We start from the raw sequence: 22143 nt of genomic DNA, 5'->3' as shown, positions 1-22143 counted from the left end.
TTTCTGACAGCGCACCTGCTTCTTCGACCGGTGAAGCCGTGTCCGGGCAGGCTGAGTTCGTTGTCGTAGCGAACCGCCTGCCCGTCGACTTGGAACGGCTTCCCGACGGCACCACCCGCTGGAAGCGAAGCCCCGGCGGACTGGTCACCGCTCTCGAGCCGATCCTGCGCAGCAATCAAGGCGCGTGGGTGGGCTGGGCGGGGGTGGCGGACGCCGAGCTCGACCCCATCGTCGAAGACGGACTCGAGCTCTACCCCGTGCCGCTGAGCGCCGAGGAGATCAACGAGTACTACGAGGGATTCTCCAACGCCACCCTCTGGCCGCTCTATCACGACGTCATCGTCAAACCCGAGTACCACCGCGAATGGTGGAACGCCTACGTCGAGGTGAACCGGCGATTCGCCGAAGCCACCTCCAAGGCAGCGGCACAGGGCGCGACAGTCTGGATCCAGGACTACCAGCTGCAGTTGGTACCGAAGATGCTGCGGATGCTGCGCCCCGACCTGACCATCGGCTTCTTCCTGCACATTCCGTTTCCCCCGGTCGAGCTGTTCATGCAGATGCCGTGGCGCACCGAGATCGTCGAAGGCCTCCTCGGCGCCGACCTCATCGGCTTCCACCTTCCGGGTGGCGCACAGAACTTCCTGTACCTGGCCAGACGCCTTGCCGGGCAACAGACTTCACGTGGAACCGTCGGCGTCCGCTCCAAACTCGGTGTGGTGCAAGTAGGTTTCCGTAGCGTCCGCGTCGGCGCCTTCCCTATCTCCATCGACTCCGGCAAGCTCGACGAGCTCTCGCGCACCAAGGCAATTCGAGACCGCGCCAAGCAGATTCGCAAAGAACTCGGAAACCCCAAGCACATCATGCTGGGCGTCGACCGCCTCGACTACACCAAAGGCATCGACGTCAGGCTCGCTGCGCTCCACGAACTTCTCATGGAGAAGCGCATCGACCCCGCCGACACCGTCATGGTGCAGTTGGCGACCCCGAGCCGCGAACGCGTCGAAAGCTACGTACAGATGCGCGGAGACATCGAGCAGAAGGTCTCCCGAATCAACGGCGAGTTCAGCGAAGTCGGCCGCCCCGTCGTCCATTACATCCATCGGCCGATCCCACGCGACGAACTGGTCGCGTTCTTCGTCGCCGCCGATCTCATGCTCGTCACGCCGCTGCGTGACGGCATGAACCTCGTCGCCAAGGAGTACGTCGCCTGCCGAAGCGATCTGGGTGGTGCATTGCTGCTCAGCGAATTCACCGGTGCCGCAGCAGAACTCCGCCAGGCATTTCTGTGCAATCCCCACGACCTCGACGACGTCAAGGATTCGATGGAGAAGGCCCTCAATCAACCGCGCGAGGACGGCCGGCGCCACATGCGTGCGCTACGTCGTCAGGTCCTGACGCACGACGTCGACCGCTGGGCGCGCTCGTTCCTCGACGCGCTCGCACACGGCGGTGCCGCAGGCCCGGCGCTGATCGCCCCGGCCGAAGCACAAGACCACTGAGGACAGTGCACAAAGGCTGAGGCCGCGGAGAGTGAATCTCCGCGGCCCCAGCCTCTTTCGTACCCGACTCCAGCCTTCGTGTGTTTGATCAGAAGGGTTGGACGTTGTTCACGAGCCAACGCCCGTCCTGCTTCTCCAGACTCATCTTCACGCGACTGCCACTGGCAACGGCTTCGGGCGATTCCGAAGACGTCGTGATCTGATTGAGGAACAGCATCGTCGTCGCGCTGTCTGCCTCGGCGTCGAGAACCGCGGCGCCCTGGACGACGACCTGAACGGTCAGCGACTTTTCCTTGGCTCCCGGAATGATCACCGATTCGATCAGGTTGGTGAACGTGCCTTGAAAATCGCCCGTCAAACCGTCTGTGGCTGCATGCAACTGCTGGTCGACGTTGTTGTAGTCGTACTGGAACATCGCTACCGCCTGATCGGAAGAGGCCTGTGCCACTTCGTCTCTGGTCTGATCGATCGCTGCGGTGTCACGCGTTCCGTCCGGACCGAAGTAGAGATACGCCGACACTGCCGCCAACGCGATGGCCACTGCACTGATGACGCACAGGATGATGGCGAGCGGTGAGGCGCGCTTCGGCTTCGGCGAAACTTGCTTGGACGTCTCGGGGTTCACTTCTGGGGTCATGGCACAAACTCCACATTCGAGGCAAGCAACTGCCCGTCGACGTCGCACATGGTGATTCGGAGTCGGTAGTTGCGTTCAGCGGGCGCTTCGTCGCCGTTCTTCTGCATCGCACGCACCGCGACCAATGAAGTCCCGCAATCGCCGTCGGATTTCTCGAACCCGGCTTCGAGCACCTCGCCGTCGGTCTGAACTCCGGCCTGCCCGAGGACGTTGACAAACGAATCCTTGCGTCCGTCGAACTGCGACTTGAACTCGTCGGTGGTGCCGGCGAGGAACTTGTCGAGGTCGGCAGCCGCTGTATCCGCGTGCAGTGTCGTCAGATTCAGTGCGGTGGTCCGGGCACCGGCCACGTAGCGGGCTCGGTCCTCGTCGGCATTGGACGCCTTGTTCCGGTCGACGAGGAGAATCACCGTCAGGGCCGCAAGAGCAACAGCGATCACCGAAGCAATGGCGATCCCGACTACCAACCCGGCCTTGGGCTTCGAACGAAAAGGGGTGTCCACAGCAGTTTCTGCGGGGGTTTCGGCGGTACCGGTCGGCTCAGCCTCGGTCGTGACCTGATCACCGCTGACGACCTTCTCAGGTGGAGTATCGGGCTTGCCCAAAGCAACTGGCGCCGCCGCCTTCTGCTCAGCTGGCTTCTGCTCGGCCGGCTTCTGCTCGGCCGCCTTCTGCTCGGCTGGCTTCTGTTCGGCCGACTTCTTTTCGGTGGGCACTACTACCGCGGCAGCGTCTGCATCCGCACCCGTGGGTCCGGCGCTGCGGGACGCGCGACGGCGCACCCGCTGCCCGGCCTGTGGATCTTCGTCTGTCATCAACCCTGCTGACCCTTCATGAACTGTTCGAGACTGACGTCGCCGCCACCGAGGTTCGGTTGCGAGTACGTCCTTCCGTCCGGCCCGATGTACGTGCCTGTAATCGGATCGTACCGACGAGCCGAGACCGAAGGCGTCGACGTGTACGAGCTCGGGGTCGCGGTAATCGGTTCCGGAGGCCCGGATTGCGGGTTCGTGCCCATCGGTACGTAGCCGGAACGGCACTGTTCGACCGTCGGCGCACGACGTCCCGGATACTCCTCGCAGGGAAGGTTTCTCGCGCCGCGCACGGCGATCGGCGAATCCTGGGCAACCTGGCAGAAGAGATCCGACGGCGTCTCGATCGGTGATTCGTCCTTCGGACTGCGCCACTGCTCTGCGGGCAGGAATCCTGTAGTGCACGGCGGCGGGTCGTTGACCTCCATGTGGAAGTCCACCAGTGCACCATCCGCAGCCGGGCCGGAGCCTGCCACCGTGACCAGCGCCGCGGCCAGCGGCGGGTAGATGACCAGAATCTGCTCGATCGCGTTGTTGTAGATCACGCCGACCTGTCCGACGGACACGAGGTTCGCCAGAAGAATCGGCAATGTCGGCTGCATGTCTTGCAGAAGAGCATTCGCCTCCGCCGCTGCCGCCGGCCCCTTCTGGATGACGGCACGCAGATCAGGGTCGCTGGCTCGGAGCTGATCGGTGAACGTCACCAGATTGCTTGTCCAGGAACGGATGGCGTCGCTGCTGACCACCTGGGTGTCCAGGAGTGGACCGGCCTGCTCGATCAGGGTCTTGGTCGCGTCGGAGTTGTTGTTCGCCTCCTCGACGAACAGCCGAGCCGAGTCGATCAGCTTCTGCAGATCCGGGCCGGCACCGTTGAACGCCTTGAAGGATTCGTCGATGACAGTCTTGAGCTTGGTGTCGGAAATGCTCTGCAGCAACACATCTGCCTGATCGAGCATCGCGCCGACATCCTGCGGAATGCTGGTTCGGTCTTCGGGAATCACCGATCCGTTTTCCAGATGCCCGTCGACCACGATCGCTCCGGAGCTGTCGGTGTGCGGAATCAGATCGACGAACTGCTCGCCGATCGCCGACACACTCTTGACCGCAGCGTCGACGTCCGAGGGCACCTTGACGCCGCTCTCGAGAGACAGACGCGCATTCACGCCCGTTTCCGACAACTCCACCGCGTTCACGACGCCGATGGTCTGACCGCGGTAGGTGACGTTCGAGTTCTTGTACAGCCCACCGGTGGCGGGCAATTCGACGGTGACGTCGTATCGGCCGATACCGACCATAGCGGGAACACGCACGTACTGAGTGGCCATCACGATCAAACCGACGACCGTCAAGACGGCGAAGATGATGAGCTGGATGCGGACGAACTTTGTGAGCATCATGGTGCCGGTGCCCCCTGAGGAAGTCCTGGAATGTTGATCGGCGGAAGTCCCGGAATCTGAATGGTATTCGGATCCGCTGCCGGAGCCTGTCCTGCGGGAGCCTGTCCGGCAGGGGCCTGTGCGGGCGGTGCGGCAGGCTTGAGCGGATCGCTCAACGGGTTGCCTGTCTGTCCGGCCAGCCCAGCCTGCTTACCCAACACGCCTTCTGGTCCGGAGAGTGTTCCGGCCAACGGAGTTCCGGTGAGGAAGTTCGCGTCCAGTCGGGGCAGCGAGATGTCGATGGTCATGGCCAGGTTGGCGTAGTCACCGCGAATGACGTTGTCGATTCCGTTCTGTGGGAACGGGAACGTCAAGAGGACTCCGAGAACCTGCGTGAGAGCGTTGCCCGAATCCGCCAACGCTTTCAGAGTCGGCGACAACGCGCGAACGTTGGTCGCGAAATCGTCACCGCTCTCCTGGATAACGCGACTGGCCACCTCGCTGAGACCACCGAGGGAGGTCAAGGCGTTGGTGATGTCCTGACGCTGAGCGACAAGAACCTCGAGTGCCGGCGGAATACCTTCGAGCGCTTTGTTCAGGGTGTCGTGCTGGGCCTGGACCGTCGAGGACAGTCGATCGAGTCCCTCCATCGCCGAAACGATGTCGCCCCGTTGCTTGTCCAGACTGCCGACCAGCTGATCGAGCTGAGGCAGGAGGTCGCGAACCGAATCTTCACGCCCACCGAGAGCGGCGTTGAGTTCCTTCGTGATGTCCTGAACCTGAGCGAGACCGCCGCCGTTGAGAACAACCGACAGCGACGACAGCGTCTGTTCCGTCGTCGGGTAAGCGCCCGCCCGCTCGATCGGAATCAGGTCACCGGCTTCGAGTCGGCCCTCGGGCTCCTCCCCTACCGGCGGCGCCAACTCGATGTGCTGAGAGCCGAGCAAGCTGGTCTGACCGATTTTTGCCGTCGCGTTGGCCGGCAACTGAACCTCGGGATTCAGCGACACCGTCACCAGAGCGTGCCAGCCTTGAACCTCGATGTTCGAAACGCTTCCCACTGCCACGTCATCCACCCGGACGGGCGAATTCTGCGACAGTGTAGTCACGTTCGGCATCTCGATCTGAACCTCGTATGCGCCTTCGCCCCGGCCTTGAGTGCCTGGCATCGGCACCGAGTTGAGACCGTTCCATTCACAACCGCTGGCGCCGAGTGCCACTGCCGTGGCCAACACGGCAACCGTGGTCTTGCGAGCTACCCGCATCAGTTCCCTCCGCCCATGTTGAAGAGTTCGGCGAGATCCTTGGGAACACTCGTCATGGGAGCACCCGACATCGGTCCTGCGACGGTTTCCGGCTGATTCTGACTTGCCGCTTCCAATCCCGGTTCGGTGTAGACGATCTGATCCGGGAAAGCCTGCACGCCCGCGACCGGGTTGAACAGGAATCCGGGGTAGTTGCCGATCATCGTGCTGAGCACCGGCCCGAGGTACTGCTTACACAGGTCGGCACTGTTCTGGGAGTTACCACTCTCGATACCTTCGATGGAACCACAGATCCACTGGATCGGATTCTTGAAGTTACTCAGTGCAATTGCGCCGGTCATACTGCCCTGAGCCGGCTTGTAGATCTGATAGAAGTTGGCAAGCGACGTCGGTCCGGAGTGCAGAACCTGCTCGATCTCCGGGCGCTTGTCAGTCAGTACCTGAGTGGCATCGGCGAGACGCGCAACCGATTCGCTCAGTCCCTCGCTGTTGTCCTTGACGAACCGCTGGACGTCGCCGACGGCCAGGTCGAGATCACTGAGGGCGGTACCCAACTCGTCGGAGCTGCTTGCGAGAACGCTTGTCACCGAAGCGAGGTGACCGCTGAACTGCACGATCTGCTCGTTGCTCGAGGACAACGCAGTGACAAACGCCTGCAGGTTCCGAATGGTGGAGAACAAATCGGTCCGGCCTTCGGACAGCGTGTGCATCGTGGCCGAGAGTTCGCGCAGCGTCGACCGAATCGACTCACCGTTACCGTCGAGGTTCGTTCCCACGGTGTCGATGAATCGACCGAGGGAACCCTGATCGTCCAGACCCTCCGGTCCGAGTGCGTCCGACAGTTTGGTCAGTTCGGTCTTGATCTCGTCCCACTCCACCGGAACGGCGGTGCGCTCGATCGGGATCTCGCCGCCGTTGGGCATCTGTTCCCCGCCGGAGTACACGGGGGTCAATTGCACGAAGCGTGCGGACACGAGGCTTTGAGCAACGATGAGCGCCTTGGCATCTGCCGGAACGTCGACGCTCGAATCGATCTTCATCTCGACGTAGGTGTCCCGATCACGCGGTTCGATCTTGGTCACCTTGCCGACGTTGACACCGAGCACTCGCACGACATCGCCCTCGTAGAGACCGGTGGTCGAGACGAAGTGCGCGGAGATCTTGGTCTTGCCCAGGCCAGGGATGAAGAGGTAGGCCGCACCGGCGACGAGCAGCGCGACCAGCACACCCGCTCCGATCAGCACCCACTTCTTGCGTGGGTTGGTGGAGCCCTGTGGATCCTGTGAAGTCATGGTCTCGGTCATTCTCCCGGCCCCCTGATCGTCGGTGGAATACCGGGGAAGAAGTCTTCCAGGTCGCCCGGAACCTGCTCGGGCGCGACGCTGGTGTCCACCAGGGTCTTCCACCAGTTGCTCGGCAGAATGTTGATGATGAAGGCGTCGAAGAACGGGCCGCTGGCCACGGTCTCACCGAGCGCGGTGATGTACGGTCCGAGTCCGTCGAGCGCTCCCGCGATGTTGTCCTTGTTCTGCTGGAGAACCTCGGCGACCGAATTCAGCTTCTCGAGGGTCGGCCCCATCTGAGCCTCGTTCTCCTGCACCAGCGCTGACAGTTGACGTGAGACTGCGCCGGTGTTGACGATCAGTTCGCTGATCGCGTCACGCCGCAAGCTCAGTTCGGCAAACAGCTTGTTGCCGTCGACCAGCAACGAATCGATCTGACCGCTTCTGTCGGAGAGGATCTTGGTGACATCTTCGGCCCGCGAGAGCAATTGGAGCAGGCTCTCGTCGCGTGAGTTGATGCTCTGCGAAAGCCGCGTCATTCCGTCCAACGCGGTGCGCAGTTCGGGCGGAGTATCGGCCAGCGTGTCCGAGATCGCGTTGAGCGAATCGTTGATCTGTTCCGTGTCGAGTTCGGACACCGTTGTCCCGAGGTCACCCAGAGCGTCGTTGAGCGAGTACGGGGAGTTGGTGCGTTCGACCGGAATCGGCGTGTCCGTCCGCAACAGTCCGGATCCTTCCGGCCGTACCGCCAACGACTTTCGCCCGAGAACCGTGTTGGTCTTGATATCAGCCGCTGTCTGCTCGCCCAGGGCGACACCGTCCTGAACGGTGAAGGTGACCAACACCTTCTGGTCGTCGAGTTCGACGTCGCTGACCTTGCCGACCTTCACGCCGGCCATGGTCACGTCGTCGCCGGTGACCAGGCCGCCGGCATCTTGGAAGTACGCCGAGTAGCGAATGCCACCGTTGATGAACTGGAGTTGATCGTATTGAAGCGCGGCACCGACGGTTGCCACCGCCAGGACGAGACCGATGACACCGATCTGTACCGGATTACGTTCACGGGTTGGGGTCATGAGACTTTTGCGCACCTTCCCGTGTCCTGAACTGCCGTGGGCAAGATGATCGTCGTCCCGTCGGGTCCGGAGAACTTGAAAGTGTTGGCGCACAGATAGAACTGGAAGAACGCTCCGTACGTGCCCACTCGGATCAGCTTCCGGTAGTCGGACGGCAGACGATCGAGAGCGGTGTTGATGTCGTCCTTGCCCAGGTCCAGCTGCGTCATCGTTCGGTTGGTCTCCCCGATCAGCGTCTGGATGTCCGGACGTGTCGCCTGCAGCAACGACGCGAGATCTCCCGTGGCACCGGCGATCTCGGTGATCGAATTACCGATCGGGCCACTGTCCTTCGCCAATCCACTGACCAACTGCTGGAGCTGATCGATCGTGGTGGAGAACTGATCGCCCTTGTCGTTGATGGTGCCGAGTACGTCGTTGAGATTGGTGATGACGTCCCCGATCAGCTGGTCTCGGTCCGCCAACGTGCTGGTGAACGAACTGGTGTTTCCCAGCAACGAAACCAGCGTTCCGCCCTGGCCCTGGAGTACCTGCAGCAGGGCCCCGGAGAGGTCGTTGACCTGCTGCGGGTCGAGCGAACGAAGCAGCGGCTTGAATCCGCCGAGCAGCAGATCCAGATCGAGAGCGGGCGACGTCTGATCGACCGGAATGGATCCTCCCGACGGAAGCGTCTCGGTGGAACCGGCGCCCTCGAGCAGTTCCATGTAGCGATCGCCCACCAGGTTCTCGTAGCGCACAGTCGCTTTGGTGCTCTTCATCAGCGAGTACTTGGTGTCGACGTCGAACTCGACCTCGGCCTGGTTGGAGTCACCGATGGACACTCCGGTGACCGACCCGACAGGAACACCGGCGATGCGGACCTTGTCGCCGGACTTGAGTCCCGAGACGTCCGAGAAGGTGGCGTGAAATCCGTTGCTGCTGCTGAAGCGCACCTGACTGAAGACGATCGCCAGTCCGGCGAAGATGACCGCCATGACGACGGTGAAAATCAGCAGCTTGACCGTGGTCGGTCTCATCACTTCCCGTCTTCCTGCTCGTAGGAGTCACCGAAGAGATACTGGAAAATGGTCGGCACGGTAACGCGCAGTTCGGTGTTGGGAACGAAGGGCACGTTGCCGGTGTTGGTGACTGCGAACGGTGCATGCCCGTCGACCTTCGGATCGAATTCGGGCAGACCATAACAATTGGGTCCGCCGGAGGCCGCGACCTTGGGGAGAGATTGCGGATTCTGGTACGCCTCGGCGCCGTACATGAAGCTCGCACTCAGCATCAGCGCCGCTTTGTCCCCGGTGCCTGCCAGTGGCTCGAACTTGATCCGACCGTCGTTCAATCCGACGATGAAGCACGTCAGACCCGACGAGTACTTGTCGAGCAGGGTCGTCGTCGCGGTCAGAGTGTCGAGGGCGGTGGTCAGGTTCTGCTCGTTGTCGGTCAACAACGCGTTGCCGGTGTCCGCGAGGCCGGTGACGTTGAGCAACAGCAAGTCGAGGTTTGCCTGCTCGGCCACGATCGATCCGCTTGTCGCGGTGGCATTGTCGAGGATGCGCATCAGATCCGGTGCCACGTCGGCGTACAGATTGGTGACATCGGCGGCGCCGACCAAGTCTTCCTGGAGCTGCGGCAGAACCGGATTCATCTTCTTCAGATAGGTGTCACCGAGCTCGAGAACCTCACCCAGCGACTCGCCGCGCCCGTTGAGTGCGGTGGAGATCGCGCCGAGTGTGGCGTTGAGCTTTTCCGGTTCGATCTTCGCGAGCACGTCCGAAAGATGTTCGAAGACACTGTTGAACTCGACGGTGACGCTGTCCGAAGCGATGACAGCACCCTCCTGGATCGGCTGAGTCGACGGATCGTCGGGGATCACGATGTTGACGTACTTCGCACCGAACACCGTGGTGGTCTTGATCTCCACCCGGGCGTTCGACGGAATCTTCGACATCTGGCCCGGATCCATCGCCAACTTCAGGTTTGCCTGGTCCCCGACGAGTGAGATCGACTCGACGCGGCCGACCTGCACTCCGCGCAACTTCACCTTGGCATTGGGTTCCATGACGAGGCCGGCACGCGTGGACGTCACGGTGATGGGCGTGCTCTTGGTGAACCCACCCGAGAACATGGTGAGAGCAACGGCGACGATCGCCACGAGTCCGAGGACCAGGCCGGCTGCGGCCAACTTCTTGTGCCATCTGGGTACGGTCATCGCTTGCCCGCCTATCCCGACAGGTTGAAGTTGCCGGACCCGCCGTAGATGGCGAGTGAGATGAGCAGGGTGACCGTGACGACCGCGATCAACGAGGCGCGCACTGCGTTACCCACCGCGACACCGACGCCGACCGGGCCACCGGTTGCGTTGAAGCCGTAGTAGGTGTGGATGAGCATGACGGCCAGCGCCATGACTATCGCCTGGGCGAACGACCACAGTATGTCCGTGGGTATCAGGAAGGTCGTGAAGTAGTGGTCGTACACGCCGCCGGACTGGTTGTAGAGGAACACCGTCGCAAAGCGGCTGGCGACGAACGACGCGATCACCGCCAGTGAGTACAGCGGGATGATCGCGATCATGCCGGCCATGACGCGGGTGCTGACCAGATACGGAATCGACGGGATCGCCATCGTCTCCAGCGCGTCGATCTCTTCGGAGACGCGCATCGCACCGAGCTGCGCGGTGGAGCCGGCGCCGATGGTCGCGGCGAGGCCGATTCCGGCGATGACCGGCGCTGCGATGCGAACGTTGATGAAGGCGGCGAAGAAGCCCGTCAGTGCTTCGACGCCGATGTTGCCCAGCGAGCTGTAGCCCTGAACGGCGATGGTGCCACCGGTGAACAGTGTCAGGAATCCGACGATCACGACGGTGCCACCGATGACGGCGAGCGCACCGGTGCCCATGCTGATCTCGGCGATCAGTCGCAGAGTTTCACGTGGATAGCGCATCAGCGCCTTGGGAGCGTGACCGAGAGCCTTCGCGAAGAACAGCGCTTGATCACCGATGCTGTCGATACTGCGAGAGATCGAACCGATCTGTCGACGTGTGCGCGGGAAGCGTCCCGCTGCGGCCAACGCCATCAGATCTCCTCCCGTCTGTCGTTTGTCGTTCTGTCCACTTCGATCTCTCCGACTGCCGTGGGCCTCATCCGGCCGTCAACTTGATACCGATGGTCGTGATGAGCACGTTGACGACGAAGAGCGCCATGAACGCGAACACGACGGTCTGGTTGACCGCGTCACCGACGCTCTTGGCGCCGCCTTTGACGTTGAGTCCGAGGTAGGCCGCAACCAGGCCGGCGATCATGCCGAACAGCCCTGCTTTGACCATGGAGAGCATGAGCTCACCGAATCCGGTGAGCAGTGTGATGCCGTTGACGAACGCGCCGGGGTTCACGTCCTGGATGAACACGGAGAAGACGAAACCGCCGAGGATGCCGATGGTGCAGACCAGTCCGTTGAGGAGCAGCGCCACACCTGTCGACGCGAGCACTCGGGGAACGACCAACCGGTGGATGGGATTGATCCCGAGCACCTTCATGGCGTCGATCTCTTCGCGGATGGTTCGGGCCGAAAGATCCGCGCAGATGGCGGTTGCGCCGGCGCCGGCGACGATCAGCACGGTGACGATGGGGCCGACCTGCGTGACGGTGCCGAGGGCAGCTCCGGCACCGCTGAGGTCGGCTGCACCGATCTCGCGCAAGAGAATGTTGATGGTGAAGCTGACCAGCACCGTGAACGGGATTGCGACCAGCACCGTCGGCACCATCGAGACTCGCGCCACGAACCAGGCCTGATCGATGAACTCTTGACGCTGGAAGGGGCGGGAGAAGACTGCCCTCAAGGTTTGGGCGGACATCTGAAAGAAGCCACCGACCGCTCGTAATGGCACCTCGACGAGGTCTACCATTCGCCCTCCTCGTCCTTGGTTGCCGCAGTACTGTCTGTTCTCATAGTCCAGCCCCCGACAGCTTGTGACTCAGGTCATATTAACTAGAACGTGTTCACCTGTCAAAAACAAGTGTCCAACTCTAAGAAGTAGCCTCACGGCGACGATCCGAAACCCGAAGGTTCGGGCCATGGGAAGCATCCCTTTTCGGTGCGAATTTCGCCGAAATATCCTGGAAATTAATACTTTTGAATGATCAGCGCTTATCGGCGCCGGATCGAGACCCTGCTACCGCGCCAGCCTTGACCGGGCACGTCGATCGAATACCGCATCGTTCACAGGAATGCAAAATTGGAACACAGTCTAGTTTTTTCGAGACCGTTGGTCTCGTTGTAGAACGCAGGCAGAGTGCCGCGCCCACCGACTCGTGAACACGCTATTTCTACCAGGAAGTGGACACGTAGACCGTCTAAGTGTGAACAACGGTTCTACGTGTCGCGCACCTGAGAATCAGACCCGTCGATCAGCCCAACGCGCGCAGGGCCGCCGATGCCGAGAACATCTTTGCCGGGTCACGGTCAGCGAAGTAGTCACCCATCACCGCGGACAGCGTTTCCGGCGACCAGGAATCTCCCTCTGCGTCGAACCTCTGCTCGACGACGGGCGCCGCCATCAGCGCAACCATCGGTCCGTACACCACGAATACCTGACCGTTGACGGCGTCGGCCGCTGGTGATGCCAGGTACGAGACGAGCGAAGCCACGTGCTCGGGCGAGAGTGGATCGATGCCGTCGGCCGGCGCGTCACCGAACACACCTTCGGTCATCGACGTCCGTGCCCGCGGGCAGATCGCGTTGGCCCGTACGCCGTAGCGCGAGAGCCCACGTGCGGCCGACAACGTCAGCGCCGTGATTCCGGCTTTTGCAGCGCCGTAGTTGGGCTGCCCTTCCGGTCCGAGGAGACCCGCCTCCGAAGAAGTGTTGACGATGCGCCCGTACACCGGCGCCCCGGCTTCCTTGGATTTCGCCCGCCAGTAGGCAGCGGCGTTGCGGCACAAGAGGAAATGGCCGCGAAGGTGCACTTCGAGTACGAGATCCCAGTCTTCGTCGGACATGTTGAACAGCATCCGGTCGCGTACGACCCCTGCATTGTTGACGACGATGTCGACACTGCCGAACTGCCCCTGCGCTGCTTCCATCAGAGCGTCGGCGGTAGAACGCTCACCGACGTTGCCTGCCACGAATTCGACCTTGGCGCCGAGACCACGGATTTCCTCGAGCGTCGCTTCGACGGCCTCGTTCGGGGCCAGATCGTTGACGACCAACGAAGCACCGGCCTTCGCCAGACCGATGGCCTCGAACTTTCCGAGCCCCGATCCGGCACCGGTCACGATGGCGACCTTGCCTTCGAGACTGGTTTCTGGGCTGTTCACAGCATTCATCGAAGCGCTCTCCCGGTTCTCTGCGGTCGTGTGTCGAGTTACCCGGCTCGATTGCCGTGACCCACGAGTTCGCAACTTTAGAACGTGTTCTTGTTTTGGGCAACCATCGTCATGGATGTTCGGTCAGTGCCGCGCGCGGGCACTGAGCGATCGCGGAACGGACATCCTCCCAGCGATCCTCCGGTGGGCGCACAGAACTGATCACGAGCTCCTCGTTGTCGTCGAGGTCGAAAATATCGGGCGCGATCCCGACGCACACACCGTTTGCCTCGCAACGGTCCAGATCAACCCTGACCTCCATGGCGATTCCTCTTCTCTACTCACAACTGCTCACACGAACACGGATACGAAACGAGTGCCGCAGGGCTGTGCCGCACACCGTTCCTGGCGATAACACTAGAACCTGTTTCAGTCGTGTGCAATGATTCGAAAAAGTACCGAGAACGGACGTCGAACGATCCGCCGGCGACGGCGAGGGCGCCCCTTGTCGCCGATGTACGCATCGATAGAACCTGTGTCAATCGAATGGTTGACGCTTTGATTCGTATCTCTATGGAGAGGTAACCATGCACATCACCTACACCCCTGAGCAGCAACAGCTCCAGGAGGAGTTGCGTGCCTACTTCGCACAACTGATGACTCCCGAGCGGCGTGAAGCGCTCGCCGCCACGACGGGTGAGTACGGCGAAGGCAATGTGTACCGCGAAGTCGTCGCGCAGATGGGCCAGGACGGCTGGCTCACCCTGGGTTGGCCGAAAGAGTACGGCGGACAGGAACGCTCCGCGATGGACCAGCTGATCTTCACCGACGAAGCCGCCATCGCCGGTGCACCGGTGCCGTTCCTGACGATCAATTCGGTAGCGCCGACAATCATGCATTTCGGTACGGACGAGCAGAAGGCCTTCTTCCTGCCCAAGATCTCTCGCGGTGAGCTCCACTTCGCGATCGGCTACTCCGAGCCCGAGGCCGGCACCGACCTGGCCTCTCTGCGCACGTCGGCGGTCCGTGACGGTGACGATTACGTCATCAACGGGCAGAAGATGTGGACCAGCCTGATCCAGTACGCCGATTACGTGTGGTTGGCGTGCCGCACCGATCCGGAAGCCAAGAAGCACAAGGGAATCAGCATGCTGATCGTCCCCACCACGGCAGAAGGCTTCTCCTACACACCGGTTCACACCATGGCCGGCCCCGACACCAGCGCCACCTACTACCAGGACGTGCGGGTCCCGGCGTCGTCGATCGTGGGTCAGGAACACGGCGGCTGGGCACTGATCACCAATCAGCTCAACCACGAGCGCGTTGCCCTCACCTCGGCCGGACCGATTCTGACCGCGCAGCGTGAGGTCCGCGAGTGGGCACAGAACACCAAGCTGCCCGACGGCCGACGCATGATCGACCAGGAATGGGTGCAGATCAATCTGGCTCGCGTGCATGCCAAAGCCGAGTACCTGAAGTTGATGAACTGGGAAATCGCCTCCGCAACCGATCACGCTCCCGGCCCCGAAGCTGCGTCCGCCAACAAGGTGTTCGGTACCGAATTCGCCACCGAGGCTTACCGCTTGCTGATGGAAATCCTCGGATCCTCCGCCACGATCAGGCAGAACTCCCCCGGCGCTCTTCTGCGCGGCCGCATCGAACGTATGCATCGTTCTTCGCTGATCCTGACGTTCGGCGGCGGTACCAACGAAGTGCAACGCGACATCATCGGAATGACAGCTCTGCGGCTTCCCGCATCGAAGCGATAAGGACCCACGATCATGGAATTCACCCTTACCGAGGCCCAGCAGGACCTGTCCGGCCTGACACGATCCGTAGTCACCGAACTGGTCACCAACGATCGCCTTCGTGAACTCGACGCCGCGGAAGACCGCTTCGACGCCATCTTGTGGAATGCGCTGGCTTCGGCCGGCGTCCTCGGTGCGGCCCTTCCGGAATCGGTGGGCGGCGACGGATTCGGTGTCCTCGAGCAGTGCAGCATCCTGGCCGAACTTGGCCGCGGCGTCGCAGCTGTTCCGTTCCTGACGTCCATCGTCGGGTCCGCCGCAGCGATAGCCGAATTCGGCTCGGACAAGCAGCGCGACGACTGGGCGAGCGCTGCCGCCGCCGGCGAGAAGGTACTCACCGCGGCCCTCGCCGAGGAATACAACGACGACCCGGCCCACCCCGTCACGCGTGCCGAGAAGACCGCCGAAGGTTGGCGCATCGACGGAGCCAAGATCACCGTCGACAGTGCACCGCTCGCAGATCTGTTCCTCGTCCCCGCCATCACCGAGGACGGCGTCGCGGTCTTCCTCGTCGAACCGTCGGACGCGGGCGTGAGCATTACCAGGCAATCGACCACAGATTTCTCGAGCGCGGGTCTCGTCGAATTCGATTCGGTGCAGATCCCGGCCGATCGTGTTCTCGGCTCGGTTGCCCAGGGATCGGACATCGCGGCGTGGATCGTCGAGCGAATTCAGCTCGGTTCGACCGCCTACCAGTACGGAGTGCTCGATCAAGCGTTGAAGCTGACCGCCGAATATGCCACCGAGCGTGTGCAGTTCGGTCGACCGATCGGTAGTTTCCAGGCAGTGGCCCAGCGCCTCGCAGACGGATACATCGACGTCAAGGGTGTTCGTCTGACTCTGTGGGCTGCCGCGTGGCGTCTGAGCGAAGGACTTCCTTCCGACGGCGCTGTACAGACGGCCAAGTTCTGGGCTGCAGATGCGGGACACCGTGTCGGGCACACTGCGGTTCACGTTCACGGCGGTGTCGGTCTGGACGAGGACCATCCGGTTCACCGCTACTTTCTCGCGGCCAAGCATCACGAGTTCCTGCTCGGCAACGCAACGGATCAGCTTCGCGCGCTCGGCAAGGTACTTGCCGCAGTCCCTGCCTGAGTGCGTCCCACCGAGTGGAAATCCATGACCTGGTCCGAGACGAATCGATGATGATGCAGCTATGAGTCAGAGCCCCACTGTTTCCGATCTACTCCTCGGAGTCAGCGAGATCGACGACCGCGGTATCCGTTTCGAGGACCAGGTCATCACCTGGCGCGAGCACGTTCAAGGCTCGTTCGATCGAGCAGCGCTGCTGGACACGCTGCTCGATCGAACGCGCCCCAGGCATTTCGGACTTCTGATGGAGAACGTCCCCGAGTTCTCGCTGCTGCTCGGAGCGGCATCGTTCTCGGGTTCGGTCGCCGCCGGGCTGAACACGACCAGGCGCGGCCCGGCATTGGCGCGAGACATTGCGCTCTCCGACTGCCAAGTCATCTTCACCGAGAACAACCAGGCACATCTACTCGACGAGGTCGATCTCGGCGACGTCCGGGTGATCAACGTGGATTCTCCGGCCTGGGCGGAATTGTTGGCGCCCTTCGCCGATACGCCGGCCTACGCATCGACGGCGCAGCCCGACGATCTGTTGATGCTCATCTTCACTTCCGGAACCAGCGGTGATCCCAAAGCGGTTCGGTGCACGCACCACAAGTTGGCCTCTCCCGGGGTCATGCTTGCCGATCGTTTCGGGCTCGGCGCCGACGACGTCGTCTACATGGCGATGCCCATGTTCCATTCCAACGCGATGATGGCGGCGTGGACGGTCGCGCTGCACGCTCGTGCGGGAATTGCCATGCGACGCAAGTTCTCCGCTTCGGGTTTTCTACCCGACGTTCACAAGTACGGAATCACGTACTCCAACTACGTCGGAAAGCCGTTGTCCTTCATCGCTTCCACCCCCGAGGTGCCGAACGAGCGGGACAACACCTTGAAGATCATGTACGGCAACGAGGGTTCGGCGCCCGCCGTCGCCACCTTCGTCCGGCGCTTCGACGCTCGCGTCATCGACGGGTTCGGTTCCACCGAGGGCGGCATTTCGATCTCCGCGGCACCGGTTCCCCGGCCCGGCGCCCTCGGACTGCTCCCGGACGGCGTCAAGATCCTCGATCCCGAGACCGGAGCGCCATGCCCGCCTGCAGTCTTCGATGCCGACGGCCGGATCACCAACGCCGACCAGGCAACTGGTGAACTGGTCAATGTCACCGGCCCAGGCACGTTCGCCGGGTACTACAAGAACCCGGAAGCCGACGCCGAGCGAATGCGCAACGGCCAGTACTGGAGTGGCGATCTGGCGTACACCGACGTCGACGGTTACGTCTACTTCGCGGGACGCAGTTCCGGTTGGCTGCGAGTGGACGGCGAGAACATCGGTGCCGCACCCATCGAACGCTCCCTGGTCGGTTACCCGGGCTTCGCGCAGGTGTCCGTGTACGCAGTCCCCGACAGCGACGTCGGCGACCGCGTCATGGCGTCGGTGATTCCGGTCGGCGATGTCGACAACTTCGACCCGGCAGCCGTAGCCGAATACATCGATTCCCGGCCGGAACTCGGGCCGAAGCAGAAGCCGACCTTGATCCGAGTGTGCAGTGAGTTCCCGAGAACGGCGACGTTCAAGGTGGTCACTCGAACGCAGAGCGCCGAACGCTGGAACACCTCCGATCCGGTGTGGATCCGACGGCGTGGAGAATCCGACTTCCAATTACTCACTCCCGAAATGGCACTCGGCCTCGAGAAGACGCGAGAGCCCGTCTAGCCCGATATCTCAGTAGTGCTGAGCAAGCGGTTTGTGCGCCGACACCGTTTTGTAGAACTCGGTGAGCCGAAGCTGTGATGCCGCTGCATCGTCGATCACCACCGTCGCGTGTGGATGCAGTTGGAGGACCGATGCCGGGCACACCGCGGCCAGCGGCCCCTCGACGGCAGCGGCAATCGCAGCGGCCTTGTGCTCGCCGGTCGCGATCATCACCAGATGCTTTGCTTCGCAGATAGTTCCGAGGCCCTGGGTGATCACGTGCCGTGGTACGTCGTCCGGACTCTCGAAGAATCGGGCGTTGTCGGTTCGAGTCTGTTCCGTCAGCGTCTTGACCCGGGTCCTCGAATTCAGCGAGGACGTCGGTTCGTTGAAACCGATGTGACCGTTGCCGCCGATGCCCAGAAGTTGTACGTCCACCGGACCATTCGACGCAATCGCCCGGTCGTAGGCTGCCGCGGCGGCAAATGGATCCGACGCGGTTCCGTCGGGGCTGAATACCCTTGCCGCGTCCAGGTCCAGGTGATTCACCAGCTCCGTTCGGATCACCTGGGCATACGACTCAGGGTGGCCTTCCGGCAGGCCGACGTATTCGTCCAACAGGAACGCCTGCACGCCGGCAAAACTCAACCCTTCCTCGCGGTGACGGCGCGCGAGTTCGCGGTACACCGAGAGCGGTGAAGATCCTGTCGCCAGGCCCAAAGTCCGTGCACCTGAATGCACCGCGTGTTCGAAGATGTCGGCAACAACGGTGCCGGCCGCCTCCGCACTGTCGACAATGACAATTTCCATCGGTTGATTCCTCAGCTTTCGGTGTAGTTCATGAGCCAGTTCCCAGCGGCCATGACGGCGCGGGTTTCGAGTTCTGGACCGGTGACGATCAGATCGGCGCGGCAACCCGGCACGAGATCGCCGACCATTCCGGCCAGCCCCATCAGCGAAGCAGGCGTTGCCGTCGCTGCGATGACAGCCGAAAGCAGATCGACGCCGGCGTGATTGACAGCCCGGCGGACTATGTCCATCAACCGACTCGTCCCGCCGGCAATGGCCGTGTCCCCCTGGCCGGCCAGCCGCGCCACGCCACCGACCACGTCGACGTCGAGAGGTCCGAGTGGGTAGCGCCCGTCGGGCATTCCCGCCGCAGCCATCGCGTCGGAGACCAACGCGATCTGATGCGGACCGACCAGATCGAACACCGTCGCCACCGTCTCGTCGGCGAGATGTACTCCGTCCCCGATCAACTCGACCACCATCTGTCCTTTCGCGGCCGCGGCAAGACACGCCGCCACTGCGCCGGGAGCGCGATGATGCATCGGAGCCATACCGTTGAACAGGTGAGTGGCACTGAGCGGTGCATGCGCCGAGTGTGCGATCGAACGTGTCGCAATCGGGTTGGACGCATCGGTGTGTCCGATACTCACGACGGCCCGGTGACGCTCCAGCAATGAGGCAAGTTCGCCGAAGTGTGCTGTCTCCGGAGCGATCGTCATCGAGCGGATGTGCCCGCGGCCGGCTTCGAGCAGCGACTCGAGCAGAGCCGGGTCGCCGTCGAGAATGCTGTCGGGATCCTGGGCGCCACAACGGAGTACCGACAGGAATGGACCTTCCAGGTGAATTCCGGCCAGCGTGCCCTCGTCCACCAGTCCTGCCAGGAGCTCGATGCGACTGCGCAGGATCTGCGGCGGCGCGGAGACGAGCGAGCCGATCACCGAGGTCGTGCCGTTCGTCCGGTGGTGATCGGCAGCCACGGTGGATCCGAACTCGTCTGCCTCGGGGAAACCGAATCCGCCGGCGCCGTGGCAGTGAACGTCCACCAACCCCGGGATGATCGTTGTCCCCGCAGCTGCCCGTTCGGGTAACGGGTCGGTTCGCTGCGACGCGGGCCCGGCCCACACCACACGATCACCGGAAATCTCGACGACACCGTCCGGAAGCAGTTGCCCACCGGTCACCAGTTGTCCACGAAGAATTTGTCCACGATGCATCACGACATCACCTGCGGTACAACGGGAACTTCGGTATCCGCGATCGACAACTCACGGAGCACGGCGTCCGCGAGCACGTAGTGCCCTTGTTCGTTCGGATGGAATGCGTCAGCCAGGAGAGCCGGCGGTGGACCATCGGGAGAATGGGCCGTCCACTGCGCGTAGTGGTCGACGAACACAACGCGCGTCGAGGCGGCAACCTGCCGCACGACCTCGACGTACTGAACCAATCCCGCTCTGGTGGGCGCATTCTCGACGTCGATCGGTGGCGGCGTCTGCAGGATCGGCACCGCACCGATCGCTCGCGTCCGGAAAATCATGTCCGAGAGGTCGTCTCGAAACCGCTCCAGTTCTTCTTCGCCATCCAATGCGTCATTCGTACCGAGCATGATCAACACCACCGAGGGTTCGAACACTTCGATGCGGTGCGCGAAACCCGCACGCACATCGGAGGATCGATTGCCGCTCACCCCGGTGTTGACAAGGACGTGGTTGAACAAGGAAAGTTCACCACGGACGCGCTCGGCGCAGTGTTCGACGTAACTTCGATGACCGTCGGTGTGCGTCAATCCTTGAGTGATGCTGTCGCCGGTGAAGACCCACCGTATCGGCGTCGAGGAGTCGCCGAGCAAAGTCTCCAGCCGAATCCGTTCAGCGGTCCTGGATTTCAGAGCCTTCGACGTCGGGGTCACACCCTCGACCTTTCGGCGCCCGATACTGCCGCTGCGAACTTCGACGTGATGAACGCCGGATCCGTGATTGCGGTTCCGACAACCACCGAGTCTGCACCCAGGGCGATGGCGCGTGCCGCATCCTCCGGGCTGTGGTATCGCCCCTCGGCAATGAGGACTGCATCTGGAAGTGCCTGCCGCAGTTCCGAGATCAGCTCCAGGTCCGGGCCGGCCAGCCGTCGGCTGTTCTCGGTGTATCCCGCCAGTGTGCTGGAGATGATGTCGGCGCCCGACGCGGCGGCAGCGACGCCGTCCTCGAGTGTTCCACAGTCGGCCATGACGAGGCCGCCGCGATCATGGACCGCGTCGACGGTGTCGGCAAAGGTCAGCCCGTCCGGACGAGGTCGCAGCGTGGCGTCGGCAGCCACGATCTGCGCACCCGAATCCACGACTTCGAGGGCTGATTCCCTTGTCGGCGTGATGAACACGCCCTCCGAGCCGATCTTCGTCAAACCGATCACCGGTACCTTCACTGCCGACACGACTGCTGCGACATCCGGGGTTCCGCCCACACCGCCGCAGCGGATAGCCACCGCTCCCCCGTCGACCGCAGCGCGGGCCATCCTCTCGATGGTCCCGGTGTCGCGCAGGGCATGGCCGTGTCCGGCCTGACAGGACACGATCAGCTTCCCGCTGATGATCGTGAGCAATTCTTCGACAGTCACGGTGTTACCTCGATTCGTGTTGCGGCGGCCAGGAGCGCAGCGCCGACGAGCGGCGCATCGGTCCCCAAACGGGCAGGAAGAATGGCGGTTTCGGCAATGGGGCCCATCGCTTCCACCCGGAAAGCGGACGTCAGCGGAGACAGGAGGTCGGCTCCGATCTGGGCTGCGCCGCCGCCGATGACGATCACCTCGGGATCGAATGCAGTCGCGATGCCGGCCAGGACGCGGCCCAGCAGAGTACCGGCGTCGGAGACCACGGCACGGGCGATCGGATCGCCCGAGTGCATGAGCGCCACCACTGCCTGTAACGGTTGAGTGGGCACACCCGCCCGCGCTGCGTACTCGGCTGCCATCGCCGGGCCAGACGCGACTGCCTCGAGGTGATCGGTTCTGCCGCAACCGCAACCTATCGCCCCGGAGACCGGAACCAACAGATGCGCGAGCTCGCCGGCTGTTCCGTGGGCACCGTGGTACAGCTGACCGCCCACGGTCAACGCGCCACCGATTCCGGTACCGATCGAGACGAACAGTGCAGAGGTTCGACCGCGACCGGCGCCGATCATGTTCTCGCCGTGAGCCATCGCGCGCACGTCGTTGTCCACCGTCACTGGTAGGCCTGAGTGTGCCTCGAGTTCTCCGCGAACCTCGGCGCCACTCCATCCAGACAGAATGTCGGAGGCGAAGACGACGCGGCCACGCACCCGATCGATGATTCCCGGTGCACCGACTCCGATTCCGGCTACCGTGTGATTCGCCCTCAGACGGTCGATCAACGCGGTAGCGGTCCCGAGAACGGCTTCCCTACCCGCCGTCGGTGTTGCCGCACGAACGGTGTCGATCACGTCTCCGTCGGACGTCACCACCGCGGCAGCCACTTTGGTGCCGCCGATGTCGATACCGATCCATCGCTTCTGCCCAGATGTCATG

At 62.6% G+C, this 22143-nt stretch carries 21 protein-coding genes; 4 read left to right on the top strand and 17 right to left on the bottom strand.

The genetic code is table 11. From position 1 onward, the window contains the following. The first annotated feature begins 38 nt into the window (after nt 1-38). Nucleotides 39-1502 (top strand): alpha,alpha-trehalose-phosphate synthase (UDP-forming), encoded by a 1464-nt coding sequence (locus AC1Q6C_RS24365; RefSeq protein ID WP_085989962.1) that lies wholly within the window; start codon nt 39-41, stop codon nt 1500-1502. A gap of 88 nt (nt 1503-1590) precedes the next feature. Here AC1Q6C_RS24365 and AC1Q6C_RS24360 read toward each other — a convergent pair whose 3' ends face one another. From AC1Q6C_RS24360 to AC1Q6C_RS24305, 12 genes are all read right to left on the bottom strand, one after another. Then, nucleotides 1591-2139: a hypothetical protein gene (locus tag AC1Q6C_RS24360; RefSeq protein ID WP_007734345.1), complete on the bottom strand. Its 549-nt coding sequence runs from the start codon at nt 2137-2139 to the stop codon at nt 1591-1593. Next, entirely contained in the window at nt 2136-2954 is an 819-nt protein-coding gene (locus tag AC1Q6C_RS24355; RefSeq protein WP_116057208.1) for an Rv1363c family protein, read from the bottom strand. The genes AC1Q6C_RS24360 and AC1Q6C_RS24355 overlap by 4 nt, the downstream gene beginning before the upstream one ends. Next, nucleotides 2954-4348, bottom strand: coding sequence for an MCE family protein (locus AC1Q6C_RS24350; RefSeq protein ID WP_037132261.1), 1395 nt, complete (start codon nt 4346-4348; stop codon nt 2954-2956). The genes AC1Q6C_RS24355 and AC1Q6C_RS24350 overlap by 1 nt, the downstream gene beginning before the upstream one ends. After that, entirely contained in the window at nt 4345-5592 is a 1248-nt protein-coding gene (locus tag AC1Q6C_RS24345; RefSeq protein WP_042920418.1) for an MCE family protein, read from the bottom strand. Before AC1Q6C_RS24345 ends, AC1Q6C_RS24350 begins: the two co-directional genes overlap by 4 nt. Further along, a complete protein-coding gene (locus AC1Q6C_RS24340) occupies nt 5592-6896 on the bottom strand; it encodes an MCE family protein (RefSeq protein WP_007734341.1) in 1305 nt (434 codons plus the stop codon). Before AC1Q6C_RS24340 ends, AC1Q6C_RS24345 begins: the two co-directional genes overlap by 1 nt. Continuing rightward, nucleotides 6893-7951, bottom strand: a complete 1059-nt coding sequence (locus AC1Q6C_RS24335; protein WP_003945728.1) for an MCE family protein — start codon at nt 7949-7951, stop codon at nt 6893-6895. The genes AC1Q6C_RS24340 and AC1Q6C_RS24335 overlap by 4 nt, the downstream gene beginning before the upstream one ends. Beyond that, a complete protein-coding gene (locus tag AC1Q6C_RS24330; RefSeq protein ID WP_007734337.1) occupies nt 7948-8967 on the bottom strand; it encodes an MCE family protein in 1020 nt (339 codons plus the stop codon). Before AC1Q6C_RS24330 ends, AC1Q6C_RS24335 begins: the two co-directional genes overlap by 4 nt. Then, nucleotides 8967-10151, bottom strand: coding sequence for an MCE family protein (locus tag AC1Q6C_RS24325; protein ID WP_003945815.1), 1185 nt, complete (start codon nt 10149-10151; stop codon nt 8967-8969). Before AC1Q6C_RS24325 ends, AC1Q6C_RS24330 begins: the two co-directional genes overlap by 1 nt. Nucleotides 10152-10162: 11 nt before the next feature. Further along, entirely contained in the window at nt 10163-11014 is an 852-nt protein-coding gene (locus tag AC1Q6C_RS24320; protein ID WP_003945759.1) for an MlaE family ABC transporter permease, read from the bottom strand. A 64-nt stretch (nt 11015-11078) separates the two neighbouring features. Next, complete coding sequence (locus AC1Q6C_RS24315) at nt 11079-11843, bottom strand: MlaE family ABC transporter permease (protein WP_003945687.1); 765 nt, start codon at nt 11841-11843, stop codon at nt 11079-11081. A 502-nt stretch (nt 11844-12345) separates the two neighbouring features. Next, a complete protein-coding gene (locus AC1Q6C_RS24310; protein WP_007734334.1) occupies nt 12346-13263 on the bottom strand; it encodes a 3-oxoacyl-ACP reductase in 918 nt (305 codons plus the stop codon). Nucleotides 13264-13372: 109 nt separating this feature from the next. After that, the gene (locus AC1Q6C_RS24305; protein ID WP_007734330.1) at nt 13373-13564 is read right to left on the bottom strand and encodes a ferredoxin; all 192 of its coding nucleotides are present in this window, start codon (nt 13562-13564) and stop codon (nt 13373-13375) included. Between the two features lie 265 nt (nt 13565-13829). Between AC1Q6C_RS24305 and AC1Q6C_RS24300 the strand changes: the two genes are divergently transcribed. From AC1Q6C_RS24300 to AC1Q6C_RS24290, 3 genes are all read left to right on the top strand, one after another. Beyond that, entirely contained in the window at nt 13830-15011 is a 1182-nt protein-coding gene (locus tag AC1Q6C_RS24300; RefSeq protein ID WP_003945878.1) for an acyl-CoA dehydrogenase family protein, read from the top strand. A 12-nt stretch (nt 15012-15023) separates the two neighbouring features. Continuing rightward, complete coding sequence (locus tag AC1Q6C_RS24295; protein WP_007734326.1) at nt 15024-16145, top strand: acyl-CoA dehydrogenase family protein; 1122 nt, start codon at nt 15024-15026, stop codon at nt 16143-16145. A gap of 61 nt (nt 16146-16206) precedes the next feature. After that, nucleotides 16207-17838, top strand: coding sequence for a long-chain-fatty-acid--CoA ligase (locus AC1Q6C_RS24290; RefSeq protein WP_492666853.1), 1632 nt, complete (start codon nt 16207-16209; stop codon nt 17836-17838). 9 nt (nt 17839-17847) lie between these two features. On the opposite strand, the gene nagB is transcribed toward AC1Q6C_RS24290, so the two are convergent. Genes nagB through AC1Q6C_RS24265 form a run of 5 tightly spaced genes read right to left on the bottom strand, consistent with a single transcriptional unit; the run spans nt 17848 to nt 22142 of the window. Continuing rightward, nucleotides 17848-18627, bottom strand: a complete 780-nt coding sequence (gene nagB / locus AC1Q6C_RS24285; protein WP_003945641.1) for a glucosamine-6-phosphate deaminase — start codon at nt 18625-18627, stop codon at nt 17848-17850. Nucleotides 18628-18638: 11 nt separating this feature from the next. Then, a complete protein-coding gene (locus AC1Q6C_RS24280) occupies nt 18639-19820 on the bottom strand; it encodes an N-acetylglucosamine-6-phosphate deacetylase (RefSeq protein ID WP_007734320.1) in 1182 nt (393 codons plus the stop codon). After that, on the bottom strand, nt 19820-20512 hold the full coding sequence (locus AC1Q6C_RS24275) for an SGNH/GDSL hydrolase family protein (RefSeq protein ID WP_007734318.1): 693 nt from the start codon (nt 20510-20512) through the stop codon (nt 19820-19822). Before AC1Q6C_RS24275 ends, AC1Q6C_RS24280 begins: the two co-directional genes overlap by 1 nt. Continuing rightward, the gene (locus AC1Q6C_RS24270; RefSeq protein ID WP_007734316.1) at nt 20509-21216 is read right to left on the bottom strand and encodes an N-acetylmannosamine-6-phosphate 2-epimerase; all 708 of its coding nucleotides are present in this window, start codon (nt 21214-21216) and stop codon (nt 20509-20511) included. Before AC1Q6C_RS24270 ends, AC1Q6C_RS24275 begins: the two co-directional genes overlap by 4 nt. Next, a complete protein-coding gene (locus AC1Q6C_RS24265) occupies nt 21213-22142 on the bottom strand; it encodes an ROK family protein (RefSeq protein WP_007734314.1) in 930 nt (309 codons plus the stop codon). Before AC1Q6C_RS24265 ends, AC1Q6C_RS24270 begins: the two co-directional genes overlap by 4 nt. Between the last annotated feature and the right edge of the window lies 1 nt (nt 22143).

Source organism: Rhodococcus sp. MT28, from assembly GCF_058792695.1.
The sequence above is the reverse complement of the archived record's forward strand: the minus strand, read 5'-3'. Positions and strand labels throughout refer to the sequence as shown.

What these genes read in the sequence shown, in the direction of transcription:
- AC1Q6C_RS24340 (WP_007734341.1), bottom strand. Translation starts at nt 6,896, where the DNA reads ATGACCGAGACCATGACTTCACAGGATCCACAGGGCTCCACCAACCCA.
- AC1Q6C_RS24350 (WP_037132261.1), bottom strand. Translation starts at nt 4,348, where the DNA reads ATGATGCTCACAAAGTTCGTCCGCATCCAGCTCATCATCTTCGCCGTC.
- AC1Q6C_RS24310 (WP_007734334.1), bottom strand. Translation starts at nt 13,263, where the DNA reads ATGAATGCTGTGAACAGCCCAGAAACCAGTCTCGAAGGCAAGGTCGCC.
- AC1Q6C_RS24300 (WP_003945878.1), top strand. Translation starts at nt 13,830, where the DNA reads ATGCACATCACCTACACCCCTGAGCAGCAACAGCTCCAGGAGGAGTTG.
- nagB (WP_003945641.1), bottom strand. Translation starts at nt 18,627, where the DNA reads ATGGAAATTGTCATTGTCGACAGTGCGGAGGCGGCCGGCACCGTTGTT.
- AC1Q6C_RS24360 (WP_007734345.1), bottom strand. Translation starts at nt 2,139, where the DNA reads ATGACCCCAGAAGTGAACCCCGAGACGTCCAAGCAAGTTTCGCCGAAG.
- AC1Q6C_RS24335 (WP_003945728.1), bottom strand. Translation starts at nt 7,951, where the DNA reads ATGACCCCAACCCGTGAACGTAATCCGGTACAGATCGGTGTCATCGGT.
- AC1Q6C_RS24320 (WP_003945759.1), bottom strand. Translation starts at nt 11,014, where the DNA reads ATGGCGTTGGCCGCAGCGGGACGCTTCCCGCGCACACGTCGACAGATC.
- AC1Q6C_RS24345 (WP_042920418.1), bottom strand. Translation starts at nt 5,592, where the DNA reads ATGCGGGTAGCTCGCAAGACCACGGTTGCCGTGTTGGCCACGGCAGTG.
- AC1Q6C_RS24330 (WP_007734337.1), bottom strand. Translation starts at nt 8,967, where the DNA reads ATGAGACCGACCACGGTCAAGCTGCTGATTTTCACCGTCGTCATGGCG.
- AC1Q6C_RS24305 (WP_007734330.1), bottom strand. Translation starts at nt 13,564, where the DNA reads ATGGAGGTCAGGGTTGATCTGGACCGTTGCGAGGCAAACGGTGTGTGC.
- AC1Q6C_RS24280 (WP_007734320.1), bottom strand. Translation starts at nt 19,820, where the DNA reads ATGCATCGTGGACAAATTCTTCGTGGACAACTGGTGACCGGTGGGCAA.
- AC1Q6C_RS24325 (WP_003945815.1), bottom strand. Translation starts at nt 10,151, where the DNA reads ATGACCGTACCCAGATGGCACAAGAAGTTGGCCGCAGCCGGCCTGGTC.
- AC1Q6C_RS24290 (WP_492666853.1), top strand. Translation starts at nt 16,207, where the DNA reads ATGAGTCAGAGCCCCACTGTTTCCGATCTACTCCTCGGAGTCAGCGAG.
- AC1Q6C_RS24355 (WP_116057208.1), bottom strand. Translation starts at nt 2,954, where the DNA reads ATGACAGACGAAGATCCACAGGCCGGGCAGCGGGTGCGCCGTCGCGCG.
- AC1Q6C_RS24315 (WP_003945687.1), bottom strand. Translation starts at nt 11,843, where the DNA reads ATGGTAGACCTCGTCGAGGTGCCATTACGAGCGGTCGGTGGCTTCTTT.
- AC1Q6C_RS24295 (WP_007734326.1), top strand. Translation starts at nt 15,024, where the DNA reads ATGGAATTCACCCTTACCGAGGCCCAGCAGGACCTGTCCGGCCTGACA.
- AC1Q6C_RS24265 (WP_007734314.1), bottom strand. Translation starts at nt 22,142, where the DNA reads ATGACATCTGGGCAGAAGCGATGGATCGGTATCGACATCGGCGGCACC.